The 6,519-nt window shown below is 57.1% G+C and carries 9 protein-coding genes and 1 pseudogene; 6 read left to right on the forward strand and 4 right to left on the reverse strand.

Annotation, left to right across the window (positions count from 1 at the left end; all coding sequences use genetic code 11):
• Window positions 1–187: pseudogene (locus tag AC2VNK_RS05460) on the forward strand (ATP synthase F1 subunit epsilon); the annotation flags it as partial.
• Between the two features lie 15 nt (window positions 188–202).
• On the opposite strand, the gene AC2VNK_RS05465 reads toward AC2VNK_RS05460, so the two are convergent.
• Both AC2VNK_RS05465 and AC2VNK_RS05470 read right to left on the reverse strand, forming a co-directional pair.
• Window positions 203–568 (reverse strand): DUF202 domain-containing protein, encoded by a 366-nt coding sequence (locus AC2VNK_RS05465; RefSeq protein WP_291522539.1) that lies wholly within the window; start codon window positions 566–568, stop codon window positions 203–205.
• Window positions 565–882 (reverse strand): DUF202 domain-containing protein, encoded by a 318-nt coding sequence (locus AC2VNK_RS05470; protein WP_486883108.1) that lies wholly within the window; start codon window positions 880–882, stop codon window positions 565–567. The genes AC2VNK_RS05465 and AC2VNK_RS05470 overlap by 4 nt, the downstream gene beginning before the upstream one ends.
• A gap of 328 nt (window positions 883–1,210) precedes the next feature.
• Between AC2VNK_RS05470 and AC2VNK_RS05475 the strand changes: the two genes are divergently transcribed.
• The 4 genes from AC2VNK_RS05475 to AC2VNK_RS05490 all read left to right on the forward strand — a co-directional run bounded on the left by AC2VNK_RS05475 (window position 1,211) and on the right by AC2VNK_RS05490 (window position 4,313).
• The gene (locus tag AC2VNK_RS05475; RefSeq protein WP_366937024.1) at window positions 1,211–1,852 is read left to right on the forward strand and encodes a class I SAM-dependent methyltransferase; all 642 of its coding nucleotides are present in this window, start codon (window positions 1,211–1,213) and stop codon (window positions 1,850–1,852) included.
• 99 nt (window positions 1,853–1,951) lie between these two features.
• On the forward strand, window positions 1,952–2,692 hold the full coding sequence (locus AC2VNK_RS05480; RefSeq protein WP_486883109.1) for an MBL fold metallo-hydrolase: 741 nt from the start codon (window positions 1,952–1,954) through the stop codon (window positions 2,690–2,692).
• Complete coding sequence (locus AC2VNK_RS05485) at window positions 2,689–3,045, forward strand: ArsR/SmtB family transcription factor (protein WP_215857097.1); 357 nt, start codon at window positions 2,689–2,691, stop codon at window positions 3,043–3,045. Before AC2VNK_RS05480 ends, AC2VNK_RS05485 begins: the two co-directional genes overlap by 4 nt.
• Complete coding sequence (locus AC2VNK_RS05490) at window positions 3,042–4,313, forward strand: MFS transporter (RefSeq protein ID WP_291522529.1); 1,272 nt, start codon at window positions 3,042–3,044, stop codon at window positions 4,311–4,313. Before AC2VNK_RS05485 ends, AC2VNK_RS05490 begins: the two co-directional genes overlap by 4 nt.
• Before the next feature lie 38 nt (window positions 4,314–4,351).
• On the opposite strand, the gene AC2VNK_RS05495 is transcribed toward AC2VNK_RS05490, so the two are convergent.
• Both AC2VNK_RS05495 and tnpA read right to left on the reverse strand, forming a co-directional pair.
• Window positions 4,352–5,194: a Fic family protein gene (locus tag AC2VNK_RS05495; RefSeq protein ID WP_486883110.1), complete on the reverse strand. Its 843-nt coding sequence runs from the start codon at window positions 5,192–5,194 to the stop codon at window positions 4,352–4,354.
• A gap of 369 nt (window positions 5,195–5,563) precedes the next feature.
• Window positions 5,564–5,974: an IS200/IS605 family transposase gene (tnpA, locus tag AC2VNK_RS05500; protein WP_486883112.1), complete on the reverse strand. Its 411-nt coding sequence runs from the start codon at window positions 5,972–5,974 to the stop codon at window positions 5,564–5,566.
• A 28-nt stretch (window positions 5,975–6,002) separates the two neighbouring features.
• Between tnpA and AC2VNK_RS05505 the strand changes: the two genes are divergently transcribed.
• Window positions 6,003–6,519: RNA-guided endonuclease InsQ/TnpB family protein (locus AC2VNK_RS05505; RefSeq protein WP_486883111.1), on the forward strand; the 517-nt coding region annotated here is incomplete at its 3' end.

Here is a 6,519-nt window from a genome sequence, read left to right on the forward strand (position 1 = left end):
AGCCGCGGTTCTGCCGATGGATTTTGCCCGCGCCGAGCTGGAATTACAGAGGGAGGTGGCAAAAGTGCATGCGTACCAGCGCTATCAGGCACACGAACAACGGGGCGGCAGCACGAGTGATTACAATTGGGAGCGCCCGCCCCTGCAGAATGTGCCGAAGGTGAATGTGCAGGAACTGGAGGAATGACGGCGTTGGGCCGCATCAGGAACGGTTATCTCGGCGCGCCAGAATAGGCGGAAAATGCGCCTCCGACTCCCGCAAAAACTTATAGTAATGACTCTGCACCCGCAAAAATCGGAAGTAGCTAAAGCTACCCACAATCACTGATAACAAGAGGAATATCGCGCCGAGAACAATGACGATTTGATAATCAAAGAAGTGAATAAGTACCAAGCCAGCGATTGCCAAGTCCAGCATGGTGCGTAAAAAAGAATATAAAACCCGGCGATTGGCAGCTGCTGTGCGGTCCAGTGCGAGCCAGTCACGTAACACCAGCTTGCTTTTGGGGTAAGTATGAAAATTTTGCCGGTGCGCATCCAGATGATTGAATAAGAATCTGGATTTCATTGCAGATCATCCTCTATCTTTTCGTAATCTTCCATTCTCTGTAGCTCTTTGTGGTGCGTTTTAATTTTCAGATAGAGCGAAAGGCCTGCGGCAAAGACAATCAGCGCGAGAATAAAGCCCAGATAGAAGAGATGATCCTCAAGATGACCATGGAAAAAACGAATAAAAATGAGCGTGGCAATGACTAAAGTTAAGGTCACACGAATATAGCCCAGGAAAGTACGCGTACCCGCAAACACTGTTCTGTCCATGGCGAGAAAGTCACGCAGAACCATCTCTTTTTTATTGCAGTCATCATAGGGCAGACGGCGCATGATACTCTTTAGTTCCTTTCGTAAGGGTGGTGAGCGAGGCGTAGCACTGGGCATTATAAGGCAATGTGGACGGATAAGGAACACTCCGGAGTGTCGGGCCACATGCATGCCAGGAGCTGAAACCTACGTTGACCGCGGCAGTCACAACGGTTGCGTGACAGTGTATCCTAAGCCGGAGAAGCCACTCTGGCTGACCCGTCAAACGTGGCTATAATCCACTTTGTACAGGAGTAAGCGATATGCCCCTCGCAAGCTTGCTTAAGAAACCATGGAAACCTTTGCTGCTATTGGCCGCGTGTTCTTTGCGGCTGGCGGGCGCCGCAGGCTGATGGACGCCGCCGCCTATGACGCCTGGTATGATACCCCTCGCGGGCGGTGGATCGGCACGGCGGAGTTCCGCCTGCTTTCCAGGCTCCTGCAGACGCAGCCGGGGAACACGCTTCTGGACGTGGGCTGTGGTACCGGCTGGTTCACCCGCCGCTTTGCCGAAGAGGGCCTCCTCGTCACTGGCCTGGATCCCAACCCGGACTGGCTTGCCTTCGCCCGCGCCAAGGGCCCTCCCGCGATCCGCTGGGTAGCCGGAGACACCCGCTCCCTGCCTTTTCCTGACCGTAGTTTCGACCAGGTGGTTTCGGTTGCGGCCCTGTGTTTTTTGGAGGATGAACGGCAGGCCGTGGCCGAGGTCGTGCGGGTGGCGCGCCAGCGTTTTGCCATCGGCTGGCTCAACCGGGCAAGCCTGCTCTATGCGCAGAAAGGGCAGGGCGGCGGGAGCGGGGCCTACCATGGGGCGCGCTGGCATCGTCCCGACGAGTTGCTCGGCTTCTTCTCTGGTTTGCCGGTACGCCGACTAGCAGTGCATTCCGCCATATTTCTTCCTGCCGGAAATCGGGTGGCACGGACGATGGAACGGCTGCTGCCCCACACGTTGCCCTGGGGCGGCCTGGTAGCCATTTCGGGGGAGACGGGATAGCACAGATCGGAGTGTACTGGGGTGCATTGACAAATGGCGGGGGTTCTTTTAGTTTCATTGTTGCAAAGTATATTTACTAACGAATATTTGAGGTGGCCCATGTTTTTTAAACAACGCAGCAATGCTGATGGTACCCTGTCCTATTTCTACGGATGTGGCAGCAAGGGTTCGGCGGTGGCGGTGGATGTCGTGGCTGGCGATGAGCAGTGGTTTCTGGATGAAGCGCAAAAGGCCGTCGTGCGGATCGGCTTTGTGATTGACACCCACATTCATGCCGATCATTTTTCCGGCGGCCGGAAACTGGCGGAACTGGCGGATGCACCCTACTGCCTGCACGAAAGCGATGTGGGCAAGGTCCATTTCCCGATCCGCGGGCTCAAGGACGGCGAGGTCCTGGAGAGCGGTAATGTCATCACCAAAGTTCTGCATACCCCCGGTCATACCACCGACAGCATCTGCCTGCTGGTCAGTGACCTGCGGCGCAGCGCCGACCCCTGGTTCGTGCTCACCGGCGACACCCTCTTTGTCGGTAGCGTCGGTCGGCCCGATTTGGGGGGAACGCCGGAGGAAATGGCGGGCTGGATCTTCGACAGCATCCACGCCAAGCTCCTCACCCTGCCCGACGACCTGGAAATGTTCCCCGGCCATGCGGCGGGCAGTGTCTGTGGTGCGGGGCTGTCCGGCAAGCCGTCCTCCACCATCGGCTTCGAGAAGCGCTGGGACCCCTATCTGTCCATGACCGACCGGGACGCCTTCATCCGCGAACTCACAGCCAATATCCCGGAGCGGCCGACGGAGATGGCGCGCATCGTGGCGGTCAATCTGGGGGCGGCGGCATGAGCGCGGAGACGGTGCGCTTCGCCCTCTTTGCCGAGGTCTTTGCGGCGCTGGCTCATCCCAAGCGCCTGGAGATGATCCACTACCTGGGAGAACGGCAGCATACGGCGGGGGAGTTGACCGAGCTGACCGGGCTGTCCAAGGCCAATGTCTCGCAACACCTCAACGTGCTCAAGGCGCGTGGCTTGGTCCATTGCGACAAGTGCGGCACCTTCTGCCATTACCGTCTCACCAGCCCCGACGTGCTGGAGACCTGCGAGATCGTGCGGAAGCTGATCCTTGACCAGATGGATATCACCACCGCCTGCCGCCAGCAACTGGCGGAAGTTGTGCCGCTGCGCAAAACACCTTCATGAACCCGGTGCAGGCAGCCGCCGGGGCTTATCAGCGGGGAATCGCCCGCAACAGTGGCCAGTTTCTGCTGCAGACCATGCAGGTATTCCTTGTCGGTCTGGTCATCGGCATGGAGCGCACGGTGCTGCCCTCTCTGGCCCACGATTTCGGGGTGACCAAGGGGGCGTTTCTCTTTCTCGCGAGCTTCGTGATTTCCTTTGGCCTGGTCAAAGGGGCGCTCAATCTGGTGGCCGGCACCCTTTCCGATCGCATCGGGCGCAAGCGTGTCCTGCTGTTCGGCTGGATCGCCGGCATCCCCATCCCCCTGCTGATCTTCTTCGCCCCCAACTGGTGGTGGATCATTGCTGCCAACGTCTTTCTCGGCATCAACCAGGCCTTCACCTGGACCATGACGGTGACCAGCCAGATCGACCTGGCGGGCAGCCGACAACGGGGCCTGGCGGTGGGGATCAATGAGGCGGCGGGGTATGTGGGCATGGGTCTCGCGGGTCTCGCCACCGGTTATCTGGCGGTGCTCTATGGCCCGCGCTGGGCCTTGCTGCTCTTCGGGCTGGGCGCGATCCTGATCGCCCTGGTACTGCTGGTGCGGGTGCGCGATACCATCGCCTGGGTCCATGCCGAGCATGCCACCCATCCCGTATCTGCGCCTCCGGCTACCACGAGCTGGATGCACGGCTTTATCGACGTCTCTTTCCGGAACCCGCGCTACCGCGCCTTTTGTCAGGCGGGGGTGGCCAACAAGGTGGCCGATACCCTCGTCTGGGTGCTCTTTCCCCTCTACTTCCTGCAGCACGCCATGGGGGTGGTGGCCATCGGCTGGATCACTGGCGTCTACGGGGCCGTCTGGGGGTTCTCGCAACTCTGGACCGGTCATCTGGCCGATCGCATTGGGCGCAAGATTCCCATCGTCAGCGGCTTTTTTCTGTTGTCTGCGGGCTTGGTGACCACTGCCCTGGTGCAAGGCTTTGTTTTGTGGATGTCGGCGGCGCTCATCATGGGCCTGGGCATGGCGCTCCTGTACCCGAATCTGGTCGCCGCCATGTCCGACACGGCCCCGCCGCTGGAGCGAGGGCGTATCCTCGGTGTCTATCGATACTGGCGCGATACCGGTTATGCCATCGGCGGGTTGCTGCTGGGGCTGGTGGCGCAATGGAGTAACGAAATTCTCCCCGCCATCTGGGCTACAGCCGGTATTGTCGCCCTTTCGGGGCTGTGGATCGCGCTGGTGGTGCGGGAAACCCATCCCCACTCCCAGGGTCAGCACCGCTGACGGAATGGCCCGCTTTCGAGGCGGCAGTATGCGTCATTTCAGCCGCCCAATGGTTCAGCGGCAGACCGTTTGACGTTTCTTTTTTCCTGCATTTCCATTGCCTCCCGTAATAATGCCTGGGTCGGTTCCCAATAGCCACGACACAAGCCTCTGAAGTGATCCCTTTCCAGGTTGTCGGGAAGATCAGACAGGGTTTCTAACCTCTCCAGTTCAGGAATGGTGGCTTGATAGTCAGATATCGATCTTTTATATTCCTGACGGGCTTCTGTGGGTACCACAATAGGCGGGAAACCTGAGCGTAGAACGGGAAGATTGGCAATCAGGCGCGCCACCCGGCCATTACCGTCAAAAAAGGGGTGGATCGTGACAAAATCGAGATGAAGACCCGCATATGCTTCCACCGCATTGATCCCCATTAAGGGCTTTGTGCAAAATCTGTTCAACTTTTCCAGCCATTGCGACATTAATGTAGGGACTTTTTCCGGTGCAGGGAACTCTCGTAGATGTTGGCGGCCGTCATTACCGATATAGTTGGTGAAATTAGATTCATTTTTCCACTTTCCTACAGGCTTGTAGATATCCATTACTGCTTCAGTAAGTACGGCACGATGCAGCGCAAACAAATCCTCTTCCTGCAGGGATGATTGCTTATCCATCAATGCGTAGACAATCTCTATGGCTTTGGCATGACCATAGATTTCCTGATGGTCGCGAAGCGGTTTGCCGGCAACGGTAAGTCCTTCCTCAAGGACGAAGGCGGTATCACCGAGTGTGAGGCTATTCCCCTCGATCGCCGTGGACGTGTGGGTCCAGAGATTGCGGATCTGGGCCAAGAGCGTGGCCTTGATATCCGCATCCAGCTTCGCATAAAAAGGATTCACTACGCCCACCAACTTTCAACTAAGACATTCCGATGAAGCTCAAACGCGAGCGATGGGCGCATGGCATCTCTCCGATCCTCAATATAACCAGTCAATATTATATGGTATTTTCATCTTTTCCACATCCTCCGGCCCCTCCAGTGATCCGTGTGCAATCCGCTAGGCCAATCCGTCTCGATGGGCGCTTCCGCTGTATACCGTCCATTCACCCATCGAAGATATGGATGGATATTTTTAGTGGATGTGGCGCCTCGTTGCCTCAGTAAAAATCATCGTAGATGTAATCTACCGGAACGCGCCGTAGTGCTCCGCCTGTAACCGCGTAGCGGTTCAGGGGGTGGTGAAGCGGCGCTATCGCCCGCAGGGCGATCATTCCGGCCTTTCCTGTTGCTCAATGTATTGTTTGAGCACGGACAGTGGCGCACCACCCACCGTGAGGATGCAATAACTGCGTCTCCAGAATACCGGCTTACTCCAATAATACCGTTTCAGATGATCGGCAAACTCTTTACGCAGCAATCGGCTGGTGACTGTTTTCAGGTTGTTCACAAATGCCGATGGGAGCACTTTCGGTGTCAAAGACAAGAGCAGATGCACATGATCCGCCTCACCGTTGAATTCCAGCACCTCGCACTCCCATTTTGCCGCCGTAATCCGGCAGATGGCTTCCAGCCGGTCCAGCATGGGGCCGGTCATACATCTGCGGCGATATTTCGTGACCAGAACCAAATGGTAGTTCAGGTTATAAACGCAATGATGTAGAGTACTTAGAGTTTGCATAGTCATGGTAACCGAGTATAATTGAAAGATGCCGAATCGCAAAGTGACCTATCGTTTGTATCCCAACGCCGAGCAGGAAGCGCGGCTGCAGGAGACGCTTGGTTTGCATCAGCGGTTGTATAACACGGCGCTGGAAGAACGCATCCGCGTGTACAAGGAAACCGGCAAGGGATTGTCGTTTGCTGATCAATGCAAGGTGCTCACGCAATGGCGCAAAGCGGTACCCGCTCTAGCCGGACTGAATGCCCAATCGGAGCAGGTGACGCTCAAGCGTCTGCACCTGGCCTTTCAGCACTTCTTCCGGCGTGTGAAGAACGGCGAAACGCCGGGTTTCCCGCGATTCAAAAACATCCATCGCTATCCCGGTTGGGGATACAAGACCCACGGGGATGGCTGGAAACTGCACCCTTCGCAGGGCGCAAGCCCCGGTGAGAACTGTGCCCACGGCAAGCTGTATCTTCAGGGTCTCGGTCATATACCCATTCGCGGCAAGGCCAGAACGGCTGGCACCCCCGTTACCTGCGAGATTATTCACAAAGCGGGAC

Source organism: Acidithiobacillus sp. TH-A35 (genome assembly GCF_057473505.1).

Bases quoted from the DNA above. Each gene is read 5' to 3' on its own strand.
- tnpA (WP_486883112.1), bottom strand. From the start codon at position 5,974: ATGCAAACTCTAAGTACTCTACATCATTGCGTTTATAACCTGAACTAC.
- AC2VNK_RS05485 (WP_215857097.1), top strand. From the start codon at position 2,689: ATGAGCGCGGAGACGGTGCGCTTCGCCCTCTTTGCCGAGGTCTTTGCG.
- AC2VNK_RS05465 (WP_291522539.1), bottom strand. From the start codon at position 568: ATGAAATCCAGATTCTTATTCAATCATCTGGATGCGCACCGGCAAAAT.
- AC2VNK_RS05480 (WP_486883109.1), top strand. From the start codon at position 1,952: ATGTTTTTTAAACAACGCAGCAATGCTGATGGTACCCTGTCCTATTTC.
- AC2VNK_RS05470 (WP_486883108.1), bottom strand. From the start codon at position 882: ATGCGCCGTCTGCCCTATGATGACTGCAATAAAAAAGAGATGGTTCTG.
- AC2VNK_RS05475 (WP_366937024.1), top strand. From the start codon at position 1,211: ATGGACGCCGCCGCCTATGACGCCTGGTATGATACCCCTCGCGGGCGG.
- AC2VNK_RS05490 (WP_291522529.1), top strand. From the start codon at position 3,042: ATGAACCCGGTGCAGGCAGCCGCCGGGGCTTATCAGCGGGGAATCGCC.